At 73.0% G+C, this 22,691-nt stretch carries 8 protein-coding genes; 1 reads left to right on the top strand and 7 read right to left on the bottom strand.

Going from position 1 to position 22,691, the window contains the following annotated elements; translation table 11 throughout:
* Positions 1-76 precede the first annotated feature (76 nt).
* Positions 77-703 (top strand): MerR family transcriptional regulator, encoded by a 627-nt coding sequence (locus ACYUD3_RS08615; RefSeq protein WP_470966227.1) that lies wholly within the window; start codon positions 77-79, stop codon positions 701-703.
* Here the strand turns inward: ACYUD3_RS08615 and ACYUD3_RS08610 are convergent.
* The 7 genes from ACYUD3_RS08610 to ACYUD3_RS08580 form a co-directional block, all read right to left on the bottom strand.
* Entirely contained in the window at positions 700-2,004 is a 1,305-nt protein-coding gene (locus ACYUD3_RS08610) for an NAD(P)/FAD-dependent oxidoreductase (protein ID WP_470966224.1), read from the bottom strand. The genes ACYUD3_RS08615 and ACYUD3_RS08610 overlap by 4 nt on opposite strands.
* On the bottom strand, positions 1,983-2,744 hold the full coding sequence (locus ACYUD3_RS08605; protein ID WP_470966222.1) for a 4'-phosphopantetheinyl transferase family protein: 762 nt from the start codon (positions 2,742-2,744) through the stop codon (positions 1,983-1,985). The genes ACYUD3_RS08610 and ACYUD3_RS08605 overlap by 22 nt, the downstream gene beginning before the upstream one ends.
* Positions 2,744-4,543, bottom strand: a complete 1,800-nt coding sequence (locus ACYUD3_RS08600) for an acyl-CoA dehydrogenase family protein (RefSeq protein ID WP_470966219.1) — start codon at positions 4,541-4,543, stop codon at positions 2,744-2,746. Before ACYUD3_RS08600 ends, ACYUD3_RS08605 begins: the two co-directional genes overlap by 1 nt.
* Positions 4,543-6,147, bottom strand: coding sequence for an acyl-CoA dehydrogenase (locus tag ACYUD3_RS08595; protein WP_470966216.1), 1,605 nt, complete (start codon positions 6,145-6,147; stop codon positions 4,543-4,545). Before ACYUD3_RS08595 ends, ACYUD3_RS08600 begins: the two co-directional genes overlap by 1 nt.
* Positions 6,144-7,802, bottom strand: a complete 1,659-nt coding sequence (locus tag ACYUD3_RS08590) for a PfaD family polyunsaturated fatty acid/polyketide biosynthesis protein (protein WP_470966213.1) — start codon at positions 7,800-7,802, stop codon at positions 6,144-6,146. Before ACYUD3_RS08590 ends, ACYUD3_RS08595 begins: the two co-directional genes overlap by 4 nt.
* Positions 7,803-7,821: 19 nt before the next feature.
* The gene (locus tag ACYUD3_RS08585) at positions 7,822-15,663 is read right to left on the bottom strand and encodes a beta-ketoacyl synthase N-terminal-like domain-containing protein (RefSeq protein WP_470966211.1); all 7,842 of its coding nucleotides are present in this window, start codon (positions 15,661-15,663) and stop codon (positions 7,822-7,824) included.
* A 77-nt stretch (positions 15,664-15,740) separates the two neighbouring features.
* Entirely contained in the window at positions 15,741-22,658 is a 6,918-nt protein-coding gene (locus ACYUD3_RS08580; RefSeq protein ID WP_470966208.1) for an SDR family NAD(P)-dependent oxidoreductase, read from the bottom strand.
* Positions 22,659-22,691 lie beyond the last annotated feature (33 nt).

Genomic DNA, 22,691 nt, shown 5'->3' with positions numbered 1-22,691 from the left:
CAGTATTGGATACCTTCACTATCCATGTTAGACAGTAGAGGTATCCAATTGTCGAGGCAAGAGCGGGGCCGAACCGATGCGCATGTCCGAGCTGAGCCGCCGCAGCGGCGTCTCCGTCACGACGATCAAGTACTACCTGCGCGAAGGCCTCCTCCCCCCGGGCCGCCAGACCTCCGCGACCCAGGCCGAGTACGACGACCAGCACCTGCGCAGGCTCCGGCTGATCCGGGCCCTCATCGGCGTACGCGGCCTGTCGGTCAGCACCACCCGGGAACTCCTCGACGCCCTCGCCGAGCGCACCGACGACCTGCACATCCTGCTCGGCCTCACCCTGGGCGCCATCCGCTTCGCCGGCGAGCCCGCCGCCGAGGAACCCGAGGCCGCCGAGGTCGACGCCCTCGTCGGACAGCTCGGCTGGAAGGTCCACGAGGCGGCGCCCGCCCGGACCGCCCTCGCCGAGACCCTCGCCTCCCTGCGCTCCCTCGGCGCCCCCGTCGACTGGCGCCGCCTGCTGCCCTACGCCCGCCTCGCCGAACGGACCGCGGTCCTCGACCTCGACCAACTGGACGACATCGAGGACCCGTTGGAACAGGCGGAACGCGCCCTCCTGCTCACCGTCCTGCTGGAACCGGCCCTGCTCGCGCTGCGCCGCATGGCCCAGGAGAACGAGTCCGCCCACCGCTACAAGGGACCGCCGGCCTAGGCCTCCAGCTCCCGGATCAGCTGGGCCGCCGCCTCCGCGCCCGACGAGAACGCCGCCTCGTGCGAGCCGATCTGGTCGGGCCCGAGCTGCGGCGAGTGGAAGTACGAGCCCGCCAGCTTCACCCGGCCCCCCTTGTTCGCGTCGTAGATCACCGACTGCCTCTCGCGCAGCCCCATGTCGATGATCGGGTGGGTGTAGTCGAACTCGGCGATGAGCGCGGCCGGGTCGACCGGGCCGGGCGGGTCCAGGGTGACGAAGTAGTCGCGCTCGGCGTCGAAGTCCTGGAGCTTGTTCAGGTAGTACGTGACGAAGCAGTGCGTGCCCCCGTCCACCTGGACCTTGCCGTAGTTCCAGGCCAGCCACGCCTTCTCGGCGGCCGGCATCAGCGACGGGTCGCTGTGCAGGATCACCTTGGACGCGCTGTAGCGGACGTTCTCCACGGCCGCGCGCTGGGCGTCCGAGGGGTTCTCCAGCAGGGCGTACGCCTCGTCGGCGTGGGTCGCGAGGACCGCGTAGTCGAACCTCTCGGTGCCGGCCGCGGTGGTGACGTACACGCCGTCCGCCTCCTGGCGCACCGCCGTCGCCGGGGACGACAGCCGCAGGTCGGGGCTGACCGCCGCGAGGGCCTTGCGGACGTAGGAGATCGAACCGCCGCCCACCGTGCGCCAGTCGACGCGGCGCCCGCCGAGACCGCCCTCGTCATGGCCGACGAAGAACGCGATCACGGTCGCGGCCGGCATCTCCCAGATCAGCTCCGCCGGCACCGACCAGACGGCCGAGCACAGCATGATCAGGAAGGAGTGGCGGAACTCCTGGCTGTAGCCGTTCGCGTCGAGGTACTCACCCATCGACATGTCGGCCCGGCCGCGCACGAAGTCCCGCCGGCTCTCCTCGTGGAAGCGCCGCGCCTCCCGCCGGACCAGCGGGAACTCCGGGTGCTCGGCGCCGTAGCGGGCGTCGATCGCCTCCTCGTCCCACTCCAGTTCCTCGGTGCCGAACTCCAGGCCGCTGTCCTGGTCGAAGAACGTGAAGCCGCCGGGGTGGGCCTTCGCCTCCACGCCGACCTCGTCGAAGAAGCCGGTCAACCGCGGGTAGAAACGGCGGTTGAAGACGATGAACGCCGTGTCCAGGCCGATCGTGCGGCCGTTCTCCTCGACCTCGACCGTGTTGGCGTGGCCGCCGGGGCGCGGCTCGCGCTCGAAGAGGGTGATGCGGGCGTGGTCGCGCAGGTGGTAGGCGGCGGAGAGGCCGGAGGGGCCGGCGCCGATGACGGCGACGTTCAACGGGGGGTGCTGGGGCATGACAGGTCTTCTTTCCGGGAGGGGGGTGTGGTGATGTGTCCTGCGGGGCGTTGGCCCCAACTCGGTTCGTGCAGGCGCACGTTCGCGTCGCCGTCGGTGGCCACGGCGATCAGGTGGCCGGGGGAGGGGCGCAGCAGCGTCAGCCGCCACCGCGCCGAAGTGCCGGGCCGGCGCCGGTCGGAGACGGTGAACCGGCCGCCGCCGCCCCGCCGGAAGCGCAGCCCGCCGGGCCCGTCGGCCAGCCCGACGCCGAGCCCCTTGAGGTAGGCCTCGGTCAGCAGCCAGCGTTCGGCAGGGCCGAGCCCGGGCGCCGTGAAGCGGTCGTCCTTGTCGAAATAGGCGCTGATGTGACGGGACTTGACGGGGTCGAAGGGGACGCGCTCCACGTCCACCCCGCAGCCGTGCCCCCGGGCGGCCACGCACACGATCATCCCGCCCGTGTGCGAGAGGTTGAACCGCAGCCCGCGGTCCGGGCTCGGCTCGGGCCGCCCGTACCGCGTCAGCCGGAACTCCCAGCCGTCCAGCGGCAGTTGGGTCAGGCTGCTCAGCGCGAGCCGGCTCAGCAGCCGCCCCCCGAGGAACCGCCGCCGCGAATCGGGCCGCCGCAGCCGCTCGTACCGCGCCCGTTCCTCGGCCGCCAGCAGCTCCAACCCGCCCATACGGGCCGACAGTTGGGCCACCCGCTGCTCGGGGAGCGTCCACAGGTCGACGGCCGGCGGCCCCGCGTCGGAGAGCGCCATCAGTGGCGGACGGCGGACGCGTCGAGCGTGCGCGCCGCGATCGGGAACTGCCAGTACGAGAAGAGCCGGTCGCCCTGGTGGAAACCGCGCAGCACCCGCATCACCTCGTCGATGTCGCTCTGGTCGGTGACCGCCTCGTACGGTTTCAACAGGCGCCGCAGCCGCTCCAGTTGAAGCAGCAGGACGGCCCCGCTGGGCAGCGGGTCCTCCAGCGCGTAGTAGGAGTGGACGAAGGTCAGCACGGACGCGGCGGCGGCGTGCACGACGCAGTACTCCTTGGCCAGGTCGAACAGTTCGGCGCACTGCGCGAACTCCCGGCCCAGCCGCGCCTTCAGCTCCTCGCAGCGCGTGTTCACCGAGCCGAGGTGGGCCAGCAGCTCCTCGGCGACGTCCGCCGCCCGCAGCCGCCGCCCCCGTTCGTCGCCCTGCGCGTCCTCCGCCAGCTCCCGCAGCTCCTCGATCCCGTGCGGCGCCGCCAGCACGGTGTCGTCACGGCCCCGGCTGGACAGCTCCTGCCGCCACGGCTCGTACACCGGCATGTGCCGCGTGATGCCGTACAGGACCGCCGCCCGCTCCCGGGCCGTGTCCCGGAGCGGGGCGTCCGCCGGGGTCTCCAGCGCCGTCGCCAGCAACGACCGCAGCTGCTGGCCCAGGTTGCGCAGGTTCACGACCGTGTTGCCGTCGGCGAAGTTCGCCACCAGCAGGTCGCGCATCAGCTTCTGGAACATCCCGTAGTGCGGGTGGCCGCGCAGGAAGAAACGGGCGCCCAGGACCACCGACAGCTGGGACATGCTGCGCTCGAGGAGCGTCGGCACGAAGTACTTCACCACCGACGAACCGATGCTCACCTGCTCCGGCGCCACCTGCAACGCCCGTACGGCGCCCAGGCTCACGGCGTCCGCGACCATCAAGTCCGCGAAACACTCGGTGAGTTGACGGCGGCTGTAGGGGATGTCGCTGACCGGCCGGCCGAACAGGATACGGCCCTCGGTGAAGTCCAGGGTCAGCCGCAGCCCGGTGTCGACCGCCGACATGGCCATGCAGCTGATCTGCGCGCGGGCGATCTGCGTCGACTTCAGCGCGATCTCAAGTCCCTGTCCCTCGGCGCCTATTCGCGCCGACTCGGGCACGAACAGCTTCTCCACGCGCAGCCCGCTGATGTCCATCCCGCGCAGCCCGTGCAGCTGTTCGCGGGGCAGTTCGGTGACCGTGCCGGCCGGCGCGGTCCGCTTGTCCAGGACGAACAGCGAGAACCCCGCGGGCCCCGGCCGCTCCCCGGTGCGGACGAGCGCCGTCATCCCGTCCGACCACGTCGCGTTGCCGATCAGCCACTTCTCGCCGCTCACCACATAACCGCCCTCGACCTTCTCGGCGGTCATCGCGTTCGCCAGCAGATCACTGCCGTACACCCGCTCCGACAGCCCCCAGGACAGCCGGTAGCCGTGCAGGATGTCGTGGACCATCCGGCGCTTCTGCTCGTCCGTGCCGGCCACCCACAGCGGCATGAAGCCGAGGTTGGTGATGATCAGCGCGGTCGCCGTGGTCGGATCGCGCCGGGCCACCAGCCGCAGCAGGTTGAACTCCGCCTCGACGTCCCCCGAACGCCCGCCCTGCTCACCCGGCAGCGCGTACTCCGGCACCCCCCACGCCCGCAGGTCGCCCACGAAGTCGTAGGGGTACACCTCCCGTTCGTCGTACTCAAGGACCTGGCGGTACGACATCCGGCCGCCCGCGTCGTGCGGGTCTCCGAGATGCGCTTCGAGCCGCACCGCCAGCTCGGTCAGATCGGCCTTGGGCATCAGCGGCTCTCCTCAGGGCTCAGCCGGACAGGGGTGGCGGTGAACAGCAGCCCGTCCGCCCGCAGCCCGGACACCGCCTCCAGCGCGGGCAGCAGATCGGCGCCGCGCCGCCGGGGGTCGGTGCCCTCGGCACGGGCCAGCAGATAGGCGAGCGCCGCCCGCAGCCAGCCGGGGTGGCCGTACAACTCACTGTTGGCCGACCAGAGTTGGACGCACACGGCGGCGGCGTGCAGCCACGCGTACCGCTCCGCGAGGTCGATCAGCGCGTTGGGGTCGGCGGTCGGCTTGCGCACCTCGGCGGCTTCCGCCTTCAGACCGGCGAAGGCCTCGGCCAGCTCGCGCACCAACGGCTCGTCCACGTCCGGGAGTTGCCCCAGCACCGGGTCCGCGCCGCGCACGACGAGGTCCAGCCGCGTCGGATCGTACGGCGGCAGCTCCGCGTCGAGGGCGAAGATCCGCGCGTCGGGGCCGCCGGCGCTCTCGCGCACCGCAAGCGCCGGGATCTGGCCCGCGTACGCCCGCAAGTTGGCCAGCGGGCTCGCGTCGATCACGCGGATCACCGACACATCGCGCTGGATCTTCTGGAACACCCCGTCGCGCAGGACCGCCCGCGTCGCCAGGACGGCGGCGCAGCGGCGGACGACGTCCTCGGTGGCCTCCGCGACGACGTGCTTGGCCGCGAGCGCCCACACGCTGAACGCGCCCGGCACCACGTGCACACCCCGCGCGGCGGCCAGCGCGACCGCGTCCGCCGCCAGCGCCGCCGCCGACGCGACCGCCAAGTCCCGCCGCGCGTAAGGGGTTTCGGCCAGCGGCAGCGCGCCGACCCGGCGCTCCGCCGCGAAGTCCAGAGTCAGCCGCAGCGCGGTGTCGGCGCAGCCCAGACTGCCGGCCATGCTCATCAGCCGCACGGCCTGCTGCGCGAGGACGGTCACCTCCAGACCCTCGCCGGCCTTCCCGACCAGCGTCTCCTCAGGCAGCGCCACCCCGTCGAAACGCAGCCGCGCCAGCTCCACGCCCCGCATGCCGTTGCCGTACGGCGCGGGCTCGCGGACCAGGCCCTCGGCGTCCGCGTCCAGGAGATACGCGGAGAACGCGCCCGGACCGCGCGTGCCGGTGCGGGCGAGGACGTACACGGCCTCGGCGCGCAGACCGTTGCCGACGAGCCACTTCTCGCCGTACAACTTGCCGTCTTCCACCCGGACTTCATTGGTCAGGAGGTCGCTGCCGTGCGCGGCTTCCGTCAGGGCGTACGCGACCGCGCCGCCCCCGGTCAGGAGGTCCGCGACCTTCTTGCGCTGCTCCTCGCTGCCGTGCAGCTGGAGGCAGGTCGCGGCGATGATGCTGAACATCGTGCCCGGCATGACGTTCACGTCCCGCCGGGCCGCCGTACGGACCAGGGTCATGCTGCGGTCGAACGCCTCCAGCGCCCCGCCCCACTGCGGGGGCAGGTAGTTGAGGTGGAACCCGGCCCCGACGAGCGCCGCGCACAGCTCGTCGGGGTGGGCGTCGGCCTCGTCGCGGGCGACGGCGGCGGCGAACCCGTACGGATTCTCAGGGGAGTTGGGGTCGCCGAGGAGCTTCTCGACGTCCTCGGGCGTCATCGGGCGGCCCCCGTCAGGGCGGGCTCCAGCGGGACCGGGAGGTAGTCGGCGGCCGACGGCGGCAGGCTCACACCGGCGGTCGTCAGCTGCGCCACACGGGTGTGGAAGGCGGCGCCGCGCATCAGGTGCTGCGCGACGTCGGCGACGGTCCGGTTCTCCGGGGTGCTCAGGTAGCTGCCCGCCACCCACGCGTTGAAGCTGCCCATCGCCGGGCCGCACCAGATCTGGTAGTCCGCCGCCCGGTCCGCCTCACCCGTGACCGCCCAGCGCGAGGCCATCCCCAGATACCAGCGGAACACCAGCGCCATCCGCCGCTTCGGATTACCGGCGGCCCGCGCCAGCTGATCGGGGTCACGGCGGGAGAAGTACGCCACGCACTCCTGCCAGATCTCCTCCAGCGGCCGGCGGAACAACTGCGTCTCCAGCCGCGCCCGCTCCTCGGCCGGCAGCGCCTCCAGGCCGTCGTACGCCTGGTACAGCCGGTACAGCTGCTGGGCGCGCATCGCGAACATCGAACCCCGGCGCAGGACTTGGAGTTCCACGCCCATCTCGAACATGTCGGCGGCCGGGGCCATCACACAGTCCGTGACATCGGCCTGGGCGAGCAGCGCGCGGGCCGTGGCGGAGGTGCCGGACTCCAGGCAGGCCTGGTTGACCGAGCCGGTGACGACATAGGCGGCGCCCATCGCGAAGGCCGCCGCCACCGCCGTCGGCGTACCGAGCCCGCCCGCCGCGCCGACCCGCACCGGGGTCGCGTAGCGGTGCTCGCGCTGGATCTGGTCGCGCACCCGCAGGATCACCGGGAACAGCGCGGGCAGCGGCCGGCGGTCGGTGTGCCCGCCCGAGTCGGCCTCCACCGTGATGTCGTCGGCCAGCGGCAGCAGATGCGCCAACTGCGCCTGCTCCTGCGTGATCAGACCGTCCCGCAGCAGCCCCTCGACCAGCGCGGTCGGCGCCGGCCGCATGAACCGCTCGGCGGTCTCCGCCCGCGACACCTTCGCGATGACCCGGTTGTCCGCGACCACCCGGCCCGCCGCGTCCCGGCGCAGCCCGGCCAGCCGGTAGCGCACCAGATGCGCGGTGAGACCGAGGAACGCGGACGCCTCCACGCACCGCACCCCGTGCCGCAGGAACAGCTCGACCGCCTCCCGCTCCAGGCGCTCCTCGCTCGGGCTGTGGATCAGATTGACGGCGAACGGGAGACCGGGGATCTCCGCCGCGAACCGGGCGAGGGTCCGCTCGATGTGCTCCGGGAGCAGACCTGCCGCGCCGAAGGAGGCGAGGAAACCCTGCCGGGCCAGCGCGATCACGAGGTCGGCGGAGGCGATGCCGCCCGCCATCGCGCCCGCCATGTAGGCGTACTCGACGCGGTGCGCGGCGCGGAAGGCGGCGGAGCCGAGGCGCTGCGGGGGGAGGGCGGGGGCGGCGGCCAGGACGCCGGGGCTTTCATGGCCGGGAGCGGTGCCCGAGTTGTCAGGGGTGACGCTTGAATTGGCAGGGGTCACGCTTCCGCCCGCGACCGCGCCGATGCCCTGCGGGGTGGTGACGATGAAACAGGGCTGCTCGACCTGGGCGAGGACCTGGTGGACGCCCGCCGGGTCGGTGCTCGGGTACCCGGTCCCGTGCCAGGAGAGCGGGGGCTGTGTGGTGCTCATGGGGATGTGCTCCTGCGCTTCAGAGGGAGGCGGTGCCGGGGCGGACTTCGATGGCGACGTCGGTGAGTTCGTAGATGCGCAGACCCGGCTTCCACAGGTCCGCGTCGGCGATCAGCAGCAGCCGGCCCGCCTCCTGACGGACCTCCTTCACATGCACGTCGAAGAACAACTCCCGGTCGTGGCGCAGGATCTGGCCCCGGTACTTCCAGGCCGTCTCGACGTCGGTCGCCATCGCGAACCGGGGGCTGGGCAGGTCCTTCGCGAGGCCCTGGTCCATGACGAACAGGCGCATCGCCTGAAGGATCGCCTCCACACCGAGCGAGCCGGGCATCACCGGGTCGCGGTGGAAGTGGCAGTCGAAGTACCACTCGTCGGGCCGCAGATCGCGGAACCCGTTGAGGTACCCCTTCCCGAACCGCCCGCCGTCCGCGACCAGGTCGAGCCGGTCCACGAGGTCGAACCGCCCGCCGGGCAGCCGCAGTTCACCCTCGCCCTCGAACGCTGGTGCGCCCGCGCCGAGTTCGATCCGCCTGACGCCCTCGGGCCTCGCCTCTTCGAGCCAAGTGGGCTTGTACTTACCGCTGTCGAGACCGACCTGGTTCGACAGCGCCTTGTCGCTGAAGTACCCGAACATCGACTCGCCGGTGTAGAACACCTCGCCGTCGGCGGAGAGTTCGTACGAGAAGTTCTGAAGTACCGCCCCCGACACGACACTTGTCATCAGCAGCTTGGAGTGGTGCCGGATCGTCCTGCCCCGCAGGTCGACGTCCTTGACCAGCGTCGCCCGCCCGTCCAGGTTGCGGATGGCGTACTGCTCCTCGGGCTGCTTCAGCGTCGCGCCCAGGTAGTACCCCAGGAAGATCGCCGCCTGGAGCGACGACTCCATGTACACGCAGTTCGGCATGTACGGCGAGGAGTTCTGCGTGTAGTACCAGGCGTCGTCGTTGGAGTCGTACTCGGTGACCATCTCCGCACCCGGGCTCAGCTCGCCGCGCGTGCCCTTGAGGGACATGACCCGGTCGACGAACTGGAAGTCCCCGTTGGGGATGTAGGGCGCCCGGCTGTCGCGGTAGATCTCGAACTCCGGCCCCATCGCCATGTCCAGCAACCCCTTCGCGGAGTGCGCCAGATGCAGCTCATTGATCATCGCGGCCTCGCCATTACGGTTGCGCCGCCCCAGGAACCGCGGCACCCCGCCGACCTCGGGCCGGTACGGCGTCCCCGGCTTCTCGACGATCTGGAGGCCCAGGTTCTGCATCCGTACGACCGGCTTGTCGCCCAGGTAGACGAGGACGTCCGCGACGACCGTCGGCCGGGGCAGCAGCGTCAGCTCGGTGACCTCCAGCTCGTACCGGATCTCGGCGTCCTTCGGCGTGACCTGGCCGCGCACCTGTACGTCGATCTTGCGCCCGGTGACCGTCTGGAACCGCGCGTCCGGCAACGTCAGATGCATGCCCTGATGCATCAGATAGACCTGGAGCAGCTGTACGGCGCCCTCGGCGATCAGCGAGCCGGCCAGGACCGGGTCGTCCGGGAAGTGGCAGGTGAAGTACCAGGCGTCGGGCTGGAGCCGCTTCACCGCCGTGATCAGGCCCAGTTCGCAGGGGCCGCCCTTGCGGTCGATCGCTACCTCGTCGATCATCCGCAGCCGCGCATCGGGCAGCCGCAGCGCCGGGTTGATGCCCTCGTCCTGCGCGTGGTCGGGCCCGAACACCTCGCCCGGCCTGCCCTGCGCCAGCAACTCCAGGTCGCGGGCGTCGAGTTCGTGCTTGCGGGCGTAGGCCAGCGGCTTGAACGTGCCCTTCGGCAGCGCCGCGCGGCGGGCCCGGTCCTTGTCGGAGAAGACCACGCCGAGCGGCGTCTCCAGCTCCCGCTGGCTGAAGAACCCGGCGCAGGCGTCGCGGAGTTGGAGGATCAGCTCGCCGTCGGCGAAGCAGTCGTAGCTGAAGAAGAAGATCGTGGTGTCGCCCTGGTGGACGAAACGGTCGATCGAGATCTCGTAGCGCAGCGTCTGGCCGACCGTCGGCAGGCCGCCCTGGAAGATGAGCGAGCTGTCGAGGAGCCGGTAGACGCGCTCGCCCTTGTTGCGGAAGTCGATGCCCAGGTAGCTGACCAGGAGGAGGTCGCACTGTCCCGACTCGACGGTCACCGCCGGGGGGACCCCGCCGTCCACCGCGTACCAGGCGTCCTCCGGGACGACGTACTCGGTGGTGATCTTCGAGGGCCTCAACACCCCGGGCTCCGCGTCGAGTTCGGTGACTCGGGTGACGAAGTGGTAGGGGGGTGCGGGGAGGCGGACGCGGGTTTTGTAGCTGTCGATGACGGCGAAGTCGGGGCCGAAGAGGGTGGCTACGGAGCCGGTGGCGAACTCCAGGAGGTCTTGTTCGTCCCAGATGACGTTCTTGTCGCGGGGGGCCGGCGGGGCCGGGATGACGGCGGTCGGCTCGAGCGCCGGGCGGGGGGTGGGGGGTGGTGCGATGGCGGGGGTCTTGGTGGCAGGGGGTGCGAGTGGCGTGGGGCGGGTGCCGTCGAGCAGTGACTCCGCTCGCTCCAGGGTGGCCTGCTGGAGGACTCGGTGGGTCTCCATGACCACGCTGTGGGCGGAGAGCATCTCGCGGCGGAGGTCGCGGACGAGGTCGGCGGCGCGGGGGGCGGGGGCGGTGCCGGTGCCGGTGCGTGTGGCGGGGGTGGCCGGGGTGGCTGGGGTGGTGGCCGAGGCCGGCTGCTGGGCGGGCCGGGGCTGGGGGGACGGCGGGGGCACGGCGGCCGGGAGGCCGGCGGCCGGGAACGCGGTGGCTGAGGGGAGGGCGGCCGGGGGCTGGGCGGCGTTCGTCGGCGGCGGGCTGACCCAGGGCAGGGCCATGACCGGATCACCGTCGAAGGTGATCACCTCGGAGAGCTCCAGAGTCGGATCGGCGGGCATGTCGGCGGGCTCCTCCGGCGAGGTGGACAGGGTGGGGGTGGGGAGGGGAGCGGGGGGCGTCGCGCTCATGGGGGTGGGGCGCTCCGCGGAGGGGCGTGCCACCGGGGCGGTGATGGCGGGACCGGGATGTGCCGGGCTTGCGGGGACGGTGGTGGTGATGGTGGGACCGGCGTGTGCCGGGCTTGCGGGGACGGTGGTCGTGACGGTGGGACCGGCGTGTGCCGGGCTTGCGGGGACGGTGGTCGTGACGCCGGGACCGGCGTGTGCCGGGCTCGCGGGGACGGTGGTCGTGACGCCGGTACCGGCGTGCGTCGGGCTCGCGGAGGTGGTGACGTCGGGGTGAGCCGGAGCCTGGTGCGCCGGGCCGCCGGATACGACGCCGGCGCTCGCGCGCGGCACGGCGTGCGCCGCGTTCCCGTTCGCCCCCGTCGCGGCCCCCGCCGCAGTCAGCAGCGGTGCCGCCTCCCGGGCGATGCGGTCCGGGATCGGCTCGCCCTGGCCGACCCGTACCTTCGGCAGTCGCCGGGGTGCGGACTCGGCGGGGGCGGTGCCCAGGAGGGCCGTGAGGTCGACCGGGAGGCCGTGGGCGACCAGGCGGGCCGCGAGGTGGGCCAGCGGAGTGGCCGCCGGGACGCCTCTGCGGTCGACGCAGGCGGCGACGTGCGGCAGGTCGCCGAGGGTGTCCTTGATCCAGCGGGAGCAGGTCGCGCCGGGACCGACCTCGATGAAGTAGCGGTACCCCTGGTCGTAGGCCGCGTGGACCAGGCGCGGGAAGTCGATCTCCGAGCGCAGCGTGTGGGCGATGCGGCGCGGCGACTCGGGGAGTTTCGCGGCGGGCAGGGGCAGGTAGTCGTACGCGCTGAACAGCTCCAGGTCGCCGAAGTCGCCGATCGGGTAGTCGTTCATCCGGGCCAGGCCGTCCAGCTCGGGATCGACGACCGGGCAGTGCATCACTACGTTGACAGGTGAACGCGCGGCCGGGCAGCCGAGTTCCGCGATCAGCGCCCTGCACTGCTCGGGATCACCCGCGATGACGAGTTCGCGCGGCGTGTTGACGTGGGTGAGGTGGACGCGGTCGTAGCGGGCCAGGGCCTCGCGGACCGGGGCGTCCGGGGACAGCAGGACATGGGAGGACCACACCTTCTGGTCCGGGGTGTCCTCGGCGAGCCCCCACGCCTCGCGCACCGTACGGCGGGGGCCGCACAGCCGGTCCTGGAAGACGGGGCTGTCGCTGATCAGCGCGTCGCTGCGGCCGGACGCGTCCCAGCCGCCGGTCGAGAACAGCATGCTCGACTCGCCGAGGCTGTAGCCGAAGCCGCCGTGCACCCCGACCTTGAGGACGTCCCTGACGAGCGCGGTGTAGAGGATCGAGAAGCTCGTCCCCGTCGCCAGCATGAACGGCACGTCGCCGCCCAGCCGCTCCTCCAGCTCCATCAGCGCGCGCCGGTCCAGCGCCTCGCGGATGCGGGGGTACAGCAGCGCCGAGCGCAGCAGCCGCGCCGGTTCGGCGGCCTGCTCCTCGAAGCGGTCCAGCAGACCGGGGAACGCGCGGAACAGGTCGGCGCCCAGGCCCGGGTAGCTGTTGAACGCGCCCGGGTAGACCAGCGCGACCTTCCCGCCGGCCCCGATCGGCCGGGGCGTGAAGAAGGAACCGGCGGGCGTCGCCCACTCCTTGCCCTCCGCCAGCGCCCCCGGCAGATCCCGGACCGCCAACTCCAGCTGCTTCAGCAGGGTTTCACGGTTCTTGCCGACGAGTACGACCCGTGCGGCGCCGAGGTTACGGGCGGCCTCGCGGGCCAACTCCCTCGGGTCGGCGCCGCTTTGGAGCAGCGCCCAGTGCCGCTCGGCCTCCTTGGGCAGCCCGTTGGGGGTGTCCGCGCCGAGCGCCAGCAGGACGGGGCCGTCCGCGCGGTACCAGTCGGCGGCGGGACGGGGACGCTCCGCCTCCGGGACCGACGAGAGGACGACGTGCGCGTGCGAGCCGTTCGCGCCGACGATGTCGACGGCCGCGTGCCGCCGCCCGCCGGACCGCTCACGCAGCCAGGGCCGGGAGGCGTCGGGGACGTAGAGGGCGGACCGCTCGAAGAGGCCGGCGAGATGCGCGGCGGGGCGCTTCCAGCCGGGGGTACCGGGGAGACAGGCGTGCCGGACGGCGAGGACCGCGCGCAGGAGGCCTGCCATTCCGGCGGCACAACCTACGTCACCGAGGTGGGACTTGGCGCTGCCGAGAGCGGTGCGGGGGGTTGGGGCAGGGGAGTTTGGGGACGAGGGGGCGGCGGTGTGTGACGAGCCCTCTGCGGCAGAGAAGGCGTCGGTGCTTGAAGTGCCCTCGGTGCGCGCGGAGTTGCCCGTGCCCGAAAGGCTGCCGGTGCGCGCGGAGTCGCCGGTGAGCGAAGAGCCCGCGGCCCCGTACACCCCCGCCAGCGCCCCGAGTTCCGCCAGGTCCGCCTCCGCGGTCCCGCCCGCGTGTGCTTCCAGGTACCCCACCTCTGCGGCGGCCACCCCCGCCTCGGCCAGGGCGGACCGTGCCGCCTCGGCCAGCGGGTCGGGGCCGGCGTACCGGACCCCGACGCCGCCGATGCGCGCGTACACCTTCCCGAGCCCGGCGTCCGGCCGCGTCACGACCAGCGCGCCCGCGCCCTCGCCGACCGCCCGGCCGAACTCCCCTTCGCCGAAGGACAGTCCGGCCTCGGCCGCAGGGACACCGCAGGCCAGCAGCGTCTCCGCCGCCCCCGCCAGATCGACGGCGCCGATCAGCACCGCCTCCAGGTCGGGGTCGAGCAGCAGAAGCCGCGCGACCTCCAGCGCCTCGGCCGTGCCCGCGCCCTCGGCGGACAGGGTGAACGAAGGGCCGGTCAGGTTCCAGCGCGAGGAGATCCGGCCGGCCATGACATTGCCGATGTAGCTGAGGACCTCGTTGGCGCCGATCGGATCGACGACCGCGTCCCGCGCGACCTCGTTGACCGCCGCCCGCTGCTCCTGCGTCAACTCCACGCCCGCGCGGTCGAGTTCGGCACGCAGGAAGGTGCCGAGCCCGTACCGGCTGAGCCGGGCGTGGGTGTACGGCTCCAGCTCGGCGACGACGAGCACGGCGACCCGGCGCGGGTCGGGGGTGCTGCGGGCGGTGGCGCCGAGCCGGAACCCGGCGTCGCGCAGCGCCTCGTCGGCGACCTTCGTGACCAGCGCGTGCTGCGGGTTGTAGATCCGCAAGTCGGCCGGGGGGACCCGGAGTTCGGCCGGGTCGACCTCCACGCCGTCGACGAACGCGCCCCGGGGAGCGGTCAGTCCGGCCGCCTCCAGCGTGCCCCCGTCGGTCCGGTCCAGCCCCCGCCAGCGCCGCTCGGGCAGCTCCCGCAACACGGACTCACCGCTGTGCAGGGCGAGTTCGAAGGCGTCGACGGTCTCCAGGGAGCCGAAGTGCGCGCCGAGTCCGACGATGTCCAGGGCGGGGAGTTCGGCGCGGTCGGACGAGTCGCCGGCACCCCGACCCCCGGCGCGGTCGGACGAGTCGCTGGCACCGGAGGCATCCGAAGCACCCGAGCCGCCAGAGACCCCCGAAGCACCCGAAGCACCCGAGCCCCCCGAAGCATCCAATGCCCCCGAACTCGACAGCACCACATGCGCGTTGGTCCCCCCGAACCCGAACGCCGACACCGCAGCCCGCCGGACCCCGGCCCCCTCCGGCCACGCCCGCGCCGACCGCACCAGCGTCTCCCCGCCGACCTTCCCGTCGGCGGACCGCACCGGCTCAGTGACCCCGACCGTCGGCGGGATCACCCCGTCCTCCATGGCCAGCACGACCTTGAGCAGGCTGCTCAGCCCGCCCACGGTCAGTAGATGCCCGACGTTGCCCTTGACCGAGCCGTACAGCGGCACCTTGCCGTGCCCGCCGAAGAACTCCGCGACGGACTCCGCCTCGGTGGTGTCCCCGATGGGGGTGCCGGTGGCGTGGCACTCGAGGTAGTCGACGGCGGCCGGGTCCACCCCGGCGTTCGCGTACGCCCTTTGGAGCGCGTCCAGTTGACCGCTCTTGTTCGGCACCAGCGGATGCCGCCCCGCGCCGTCGTTGGACAGCCCGATCCCGTCGATCACCGCGTGGACGCGGTCGCCGTCGCGCAGGGCGTCCGCGAGCCGCTTCACCGCGACCATGCCGGCTCCCTGACCGGTGACGATACCGCCCGAGCGCTGGTCGAAAGGCTGGCTGAAGCCGTCCTGCGGGTAGGCGTGCAGGTCGGAGAAGGACAGGTGGATCAGGGTCGGGTCGGGGGCGCAGACGGCGCCCGCGAGGACGACGTCCGCGCGCCCGGAGGCGAGGTGACCGCAGGCCAGGCTCAGCGCGTACAGCGCCGACGAGCAGGCCGCGTCCAGGCAGTAGCGCGGCCCGCCGAGCCCGAGCGCGGCGGCGGTGACGGCGGCCGGGGAGCCGCTGACCCGCAGATTCTCGGGGACGATCGCACCCCGGTCGGCCAACGGCCGTACGTCCAGGGCGCCCAGGCCCGCGCGGCGCAGTCCGGCGAGCACCGCCTCCTGCGCCAGCGGCACGCTCACCTGGGCCGAAGTCGGCGTGGGGAACGAGTAGTTGCCCATGACCAGACCGGTGCGGGCCAGCACCTCGGGCCGGCCGTCGAGCCCGCAGTCCCGCAGCGCCTCACGGGCCGCGTACATCGACCAGTGGAAGATCCGGTCCAGGCCCGCCAGTTGGTCCTCGGCCAGCAGATAGCCGGCCGGGTCGAAGGCGAAGTCGGTGACGAACCCGCCCCGGCGCGAGGTGAGTTGATGCCGGGGGTCGGCGTCCCGCGCGGCGGGCGGCGTCCCGAACACCTCGGGGCCGCCCTCGTGGCGGCTGTCCGTGCCGGCCCGGAGATTGCGCCGGAACTCATCCGGCGTGGTGGCGCCGGGGAACAGACACGAGATCCCGACGATGGCGAACTTGCTCATGGCAGCTGTCTCCTCCAAGGAGCCGGGCCCGGCGGACGGCCCCTTCGCGGGGGCCGTCCGCCGTGGTCCGGTACGGCTCAGCGGTTCGCGAACTTGGCGGCCAGCTGCGGGGTGGACAGGACGGACACCTCGGTGAACCGGGCCAGGACCCGGCCGTCGGGGGCGCACGCGGTGACGGTCAGGGTCGCGCCCGTCCCGTTCACCGCGACCGGCTCCACCACCACGGCGAACGGCTCGCCGTCCGGCAGCGCCTCGAACAGATCGGCCCGCGCCACCGACATCGGCAGACTCGCGGTGTCCTTGTTCAGCCGCATCCACACCAGCGCGGCCTGGAGCAGCAGGTCGGCCGTCCCCGGCGCGAGCCGCGAGGACGCGAACGCCCCGCCCTCGGGCCGGTGTTCGGCCAGCAGGCACTCGACGACGAGCCGCCCCTCACCCGCCTCGAGCACCCGCCGCAGCCCACGCAGCGACTCCCCGTGGAACAGCGTCCCGTCGGTGTAGAACTTCCGCGCGTCCTCGCCGCCCCCGAAGGCGGGCAGGGCCAACGCGGCCGGACGCGCGGCGAGTTCACCGAGCACGGCGCGCGCCGCGAAGTGCGGCCGTACGGTCCCGTCGGCGGCCACCGACCGGATCTGCACCCCGGCCTCCGTGCCGTCCGCGCCCGGCTCGACCGCGAGCTGGAAGCGCCCGGCGTCCAGGGACCCGTCGAAGACGACGCCCTTCTGCACCACGAACTCCCGTACCTGGCCCACGAGTCGGCCGGTCAGCCGCTCCACCGCGCCGGCGGCCCAGCCCAGCGCCGCCACCGCCGGCAGCACCGCAGCGTCCCCGATGACGTGGTCCGCGACCAGCGGCGCACCGGTCAGCGCCGACAGATCACGCTCCAGCACGGCCGCGCCCGGCACCACCGCCTTGGGCGCCGACAGCGGCGTCGTGGGACCGAGGACGGTTACGACGTCACCGGCGCGCGCCGGGTCGAACTGCTCGGTGAACAGGGCCACTCCGGTGTCCTCGGGGATCAGCACGATCCCGCGCTCCTCGAACACCGCCTTGATCTGCGGCGACACCATCCCGCTGTCCCACGCGCCCCAGTTCAGCGAGGTCACGTGCGCCCGCGGGTGCGTCTGCTTGAAGGACGCCGCCCAGGTGTTCAGCACCTCGTTGGCCATCGCGTAGTCCGACTGCCCCCGGTTGCCGAAGAACCCGGCGACCGACGAGAACAGCAGCACGTGCCGCAGCCGTTCGGCGTCCAGCGCGGCCAGCACCGAGCGCAGACCGCCCAGTTTGACCGACAGCACCCGCTCGATCTCGGCGGCCTTCTTCGCCGGGATCAGCTGGTCCGCGAGGACCCCGGCGCCGTGCACGACCCCCGTGACCCGCTCCCGGTACGGCGCCAGCGCGGCGGCCGTCGCGGCGGCGTCCGTGATGTCCACGGCCAGGTACTCGGCCTCACTGCCGGCCGCCCGCAGCTCCGCGAGCGTCGCCCGCACCTCACGCTCACCCACGACCGCCTGGAACAGCTGCTCCACCCGGCGCGGGGTCGGCTTCTCGCCCTCCTGCTTCAACTGCCCGGCGGCAGCGGCCTTCAGCGCGGACGGGTCGTCAACTCCCTTTGCCCACAAGGGCTCTTCGCCCAGCGCGGTCCGCCCGAGCAGCAGCAGACCGGGCCGGTGCCGCACGGCCAGCGCGCCCACGCAGCGGGCGGTGATCCCGCGCGCCCCGCCGGTCACGACCAGCAGGTCACCGGCGCCCACCCCGACCGGCGCGGTCGACGGCGCCGCCGGGACCTCGCCCAGCGTCAGCGCCACCCGCCGCGTCCCGTCCCGGCCCACCTGGACCGGCGTGACAGCGGCGTCGTACAGCTCCTCCACGACCAGTGCGGCGGCGCTGTCCGCGTCCAGCGCGGGCGCCAGGTCCAGCGCCCGGGTGAACACCGACGGGGCCTCGACCGCGAGGGTCTTGACCAGACCGCCGATCCCGCCGGCCGGCGCGGCCTCCTCGGCGACACCGGTGAGACCGAAGGCGCCGTCCAGCCGCGTCACGGTCACGAACCCGGCCCGGTGACCGTCGCGCGCGGCCGACTCCAGCGGCCCCACGACATGCTTGGCGACCAGCAGCGTGTGCGCGAGCCGCCGCACCCCCTCCGCCCACGGCACCCCGCCGGCCGCCGCGAACACCACCACCAGCTGCACGCCCCCGGCGCTCAACTCCTCGACCCGCGAGGCGAGTTCGGTGGCACCCCAGCCGGTCAGCGCGGCATCGGCACCGCCCGCGATCCGCTGCGGAACACCGGGCAGCCGCAGCACCCGCACCTGCCGGCCCCCCTCCCCGAGCCGCGCCGCGGTGGCCCGCGCGACATCACTGCCGTCGTCCACGACCAGCACCCCGCCACCCTGCGAACAGGCCCCGACGAGCCGGTCCGGAACGGGCAGTTCGACGAGAACGGCCTGACCACGGCCGAGCGCGGCGGGTACGACGGCCTCGGTCCGCATGACCTCGGCCTGCGCGGGCGCGGCGACCGGAGCGTCCGAACCGCCCAGCCCCGAAACGAAGTTGACGATGTCGTCGAGCGTGCGGAGTTCGGCGAGCTGCTCGGGCCCGACCGGCGCCGGGCTCGGGAACTTCTCCTGCAACACGCCCATGATCTCGACCCGCTTGATGGAGTCGATGCCCAAGTCGGCCTCGATGTCCATGCCCAGGTCCAGCATGTCCGCCGGGTACCCGGTCTTCTGGCCCACCACGTCCAGCAGCGCGGCCCGTACATCGGCGGACGAGACGGCCGGGGTCTCAACCGCCGTGGTGGCAGCCGGAGTTGCCGAACCCTCCGGGGCGTTCAGCTCGAAGACGAAGCCCACGATCTCGTTCAGCGTGCGGAGTTCGGCGAGCTGCTCGGGGCCGATCGGCGTGGGGCTCGGGAACTTCTCCTGCAACACGCCCATGATCTCGACCCGCTTGATCGAGTCGATACCCAGGTCCGCCTCGACGTCCATGTCGAGGTCCAGCGTCTCCGCCGGGTACCCGGTCTTCTCCGACACGACGCCCAGCAGCGCGGCGGCGATGTCCTGCACACTGGCGACCTCGACGAGCGGGGCCCGCACAGCGGCGGCGGGGACGGCGGCCGCGGCGACACGCGGCGCGCCCACCGGACGGCCGCCCAGGTTCAGCACGAAGCCCACGATCTCGTTCAGCGTGCGGAGTTCGGCCAGCTGCTCGGGCCCGACCGGCGTGGGGCTCGGGAACTTCTCCTGGAGCACGCCCATGATCTCGACGCGCTTGATGGAGTCGATGCCCAAGTCAGCCTCCACGTCCATCTCAAGGTCGAGCATGTCGGCGGGGTAGCCGGTCTTCTCGGCGACGATGGCCAGCAGCGCGGCCTGGATGTCGGTTTCCGAGGCCTCGGTGGGCTCGGGGGCCTCGGGGGTGCTGGAGGCGGGGGCGGCCGGAGGCGCCGGAGGCAGCGCGGGGGCGGCCGGGGCGATCTCAGCGACGGGAGCGACGGGAGCGGCCGGAGTGACAGGAGCGATGGAAGCGACAGGAGCCGCAGGGGCAAGTGCAGCGGCAGACGCGATCTCGCCCACCAGCGCGGCCGGCGCGGCCGGCACTTCCACGGCACCGGCCGGCGCCGCCCCGTACTCCAGCGCCGCCAGATCCCGCAGCACCTCATTGGCCCGCACATGCGCCCGCCCGATCGCGAGCCCGTGCTCCTTCACGGAGGAGACCCCGGGCAGTACCGCGTCGACGCGCCCCTGCTCCTCGGCCCGCTCCAGCAGCCCCATCAGCCGCTGCGCGCTGGAGAGTTGACCGGTCAGATAGTCGTCGTGCAACGCGAGGTGATCCGCGATCAGCCCGGTCAGCCGGTCGGCACCGGAGCCGGAGCCGGAGCCGGCAGCGGAGGCGGCGGGCGCGGGGGCGGAGACCGGCGCGGCGGCGGGGACGGCGGCAGGGGCCGACGCCCGGAGTTCCTCTTCCATCAACTGGCTCTCCAGGACATGCAGGGACGCGGGCACGGGCGACGGCTCGACGGCCAGGGCGACCGGAGCGGGGGAGGGAGCGGCGGCAGCCGCGGGGACATGGAGCACCGGAACAGCGGACGCCGGGACCGAGACAGGAGCCGCAGCCCCAGCAGCGACCCCGACTCCAGCCGCAGCCGCAGGCACCGCCACCCGATACCCGTTCTCCACCGCATCCCGATAAGCCGCCCGCCGAGCCTCCGGCACATGGTTGATCCCGTTCAGCGGCACGGTCATCCCCTTGACCGGCAGGGCGGCCGGCGCCTCGGCGACGTACCGGTCGGCGGTCGCCAACGGCAGCCCCAGCACCGCCAGTTGGGCGACGGCCCGCTTCAGCGTGACCTCGGCGTCGCCCTTGTCACCCGGGTCGAGCTGCACGGCGGCGTGCTCCCGCTCGCCGAGGACGCGGCGCACCAGCTGCGTCAGCACCCCCTTGGGGCCGAACTCGACGAACGTGCGGAACCCGGCGGCGTACATCTCCTCGACGCGGTCGGCGAACTCGACCGGCTTGACGAGCTGTTCGACCAGCGTGCGCCGGTTGGCCGCGACGTCCGGACCGTAGGACGCGCCGGGGGAGTTGGCGAACACCGGGCGGCCGGGCTCACGGATCTCCGCGTCCGCGACCGCGCGGCCGAACTCCTCGACGGCGTGGGCGACGAACGGGGTGTGGAAGGCGGCGGAGACCGGCAGCCGCAGGATGCGCACGCCCGCCTGCTCGGCGCCGGCGACGAGGCGTTCGACGACCTCGGTGGCGCCGCCGACCACGATCTGGTCCCGCGCGTTGCGGTTGCAGACCGTCAACTCCGGGTGCTGCTCAAGGAGTTCACGCACCCGCTGCTCGGGCGCGGTGATCGCGGCCATCGCGCCCGCGTCGAAGTCCGCGTCGGCGGGCGGGGCCATCGCCGCGCCCCGGGCCCGGGCCAGCGCGAAGTAGGTGTCGTCGTCGAGGGCGCCGGCCGCCCACAGCGCGGCCAGCTCGCCGAAGCTGTGGCCGAGGAACCCGTCGGCGGCGAAGCCGAGTTCGGTGAGGTAGCGGAAGTGGCCGGCGGCCAGCGCGCCGATCGCGGGCTGGGCGTACTCGGTCTGCCGCAGGGCGCTCGCCTGGTCGGCGCGGGTCACCTCGTCGAAGGCGGGCGGCGGGAACGCGACGCGGGACAGCGGGAGTTCGTGCCCGGCGAAGGCCGCGTTGGCCTGGTCGAAGGCGGCGCGCAGCGGGGGCAGGGCGAGGACGGCGGTGCGGCCGGGGTCGACGTACTGGCTGCCCTGGCCCGCGAACAGCGCGGCCACCTGGCCGAGTCGGGCCGCTTCGCGGCGGTAGTACACGCCCTTGGGGTGCGACCAGCTCTCCGCGTCCGGCTTCGCGCGCAGTTCGGCGGCGGCCAGCAGGCGCAGTTCGGCCAGTTCGGCGGCGGTGCCGGCGACCAGTGCGAGGCGCGGGTGGCCGGCCGGGGCCGGGGTGGCGTCCGCGTCGGACTCCGTGACGGCCTGGGCGAGTTGGCCGACGGAGGGCGCGTGCCAGAGGTGAACCCGGCTGACGGGGAACATGACTTGGAGGTCGTCGCCGTCGCCGTGCTCCTGGAGGACGACGTGGAAGTTGGTGCCGCCGAAGCCGAACGACGAGACGCCTGCCCGGCGTTCGGGGCGCGCCGGGTCGCGCAGCCAGGGGCGGGTGCGGGTGCCGACGTAGAAGGGGCTGGCCGCCCAGTCGAGGGCCGGGTTGGGCCGGTCGACGTTGATGGTGGGCGGCAGCAGCTTGTGGTGCAGGGCCAGGGCCAGCTTGATCATGCCGGCCGCGCCGGCCGCCGCCTTGGTGTGCCCGATCTGCGACTTGACGCTGCCGACGGCCGCGAACTGCCGTTCCCCGGTGAACTCCTTGAGGACGGCCGCGAGCGCGGACAGCTCGGTCGCCTCGCCGACGGCCGTGCCGGTGCCGTGCGCCTCGAACAGCTCGACGGAGGCGGGGGAGCAGTCGGCGTCCTCGTAGGCGCGGCGCAGCGCCGTCATCTGGCCCTCCTTGCGGGGGGCGTAGATCGACTTGAAGCGGCCGTCGCTGGAGGAGCCGATGCCGCGCAGCACCGCGTAGATCCGGTTGCCGTCGCGTTCGGCGTCGGAGAGCCGGCGCAGCGCCAGCATGCCGATACCCTCGCCGATGAGGGTGCCGTCGGCGTCCGCGTCGAAGGGGCGGATGCGGCCCTGCTTGGAGAACGCGGGCGTCTTGCTGAAGCACAGGTACATGAAGATGGTGTTCTCGGCGTCGCAGCCGCCCACCAGCATCGTGTCCGCGCGCCGCTCCAGCAGGTCGCTGACGGCGGCCTTGACCGCGCCGAGCGAGCTGGCGCAGGCCGCGTCGATCGTCATGTTGGTGCCGCCGAGGTCGAGCCGGTTGGCGATGCGGCCGGCGACGACGTTGCCGAGCATGCCGGGGAAGGAGTTCTCCTCCCAGGGCGCGAAGGCGAGTTTGAACTTCTCCGCGATCTCGTCGGCGTCCCGCTCGGACAGGCCGCAGGAGCGCACGACCTCCTTGAGGACCGGTGTCTGCAACCGCGAAGTCAGCGGCTGTGTCAGCTGGTTGGCGCCGGTCACCCCGAGGACGACACCGGTGCGCGAGGGGTCGTACCAGTCCTGGTCGGCGCCCGCGTCCTTCAGCAGGTCGCGGGCGACCATCAGGCTGAGCAGCTGGAGGACGTCGGTGACCTCCAGGGTGTTGGGCGGCAGCCCGAACTCCAGCGGGTTGAACGGGACGGTGGGCACGAAGCCGCCCCGCTTGGCGTACGTCTTGTCGGGCGCGGCGGGGTCGGGGTCGTAGTGCTGCGACACGTCCCAGTGCGTCGCGGGCACGTCCTCGATGCAGTCGGCGGCCGACACCACGTTCGCCCAGAACTCGCGCAGGTCACGCGACTTGGGGTAGAGGGCGGACAGGCCGACGATCGCGATCGGGTCGCGGGCCAGCCTGCGGTCGAGGTCGGGAGAAGGCGAAGCGTTCACGGCGAGGCTCTCTTGGTCGATGGCGACGGGGCG

This window comes from Streptomyces sp. AMJ-169 (assembly GCF_055597585.1).
This window is presented reverse-complemented; position numbering and strand designations above follow the sequence as displayed.

Excerpts from the sequence above, each read along its gene's own strand:
- ACYUD3_RS08615 (WP_470966227.1), top strand. The coding sequence starts at position 77 with ATGCGCATGTCCGAGCTGAGCCGCCGCAGCGGCGTCTCCGTCACGACG.
- ACYUD3_RS08610 (WP_470966224.1), bottom strand. The coding sequence starts at position 2,004 with ATGCCCCAGCACCCCCCGTTGAACGTCGCCGTCATCGGCGCCGGCCCC.
- ACYUD3_RS08605 (WP_470966222.1), bottom strand. The coding sequence starts at position 2,744 with ATGGCGCTCTCCGACGCGGGGCCGCCGGCCGTCGACCTGTGGACGCTC.
- ACYUD3_RS08600 (WP_470966219.1), bottom strand. The coding sequence starts at position 4,543 with ATGCCCAAGGCCGATCTGACCGAGCTGGCGGTGCGGCTCGAAGCGCAT.
- ACYUD3_RS08595 (WP_470966216.1), bottom strand. The coding sequence starts at position 6,147 with ATGACGCCCGAGGACGTCGAGAAGCTCCTCGGCGACCCCAACTCCCCT.
- ACYUD3_RS08590 (WP_470966213.1), bottom strand. The coding sequence starts at position 7,802 with ATGAGCACCACACAGCCCCCGCTCTCCTGGCACGGGACCGGGTACCCG.
- ACYUD3_RS08585 (WP_470966211.1), bottom strand. The coding sequence starts at position 15,663 with ATGAGCAAGTTCGCCATCGTCGGGATCTCGTGTCTGTTCCCCGGCGCC.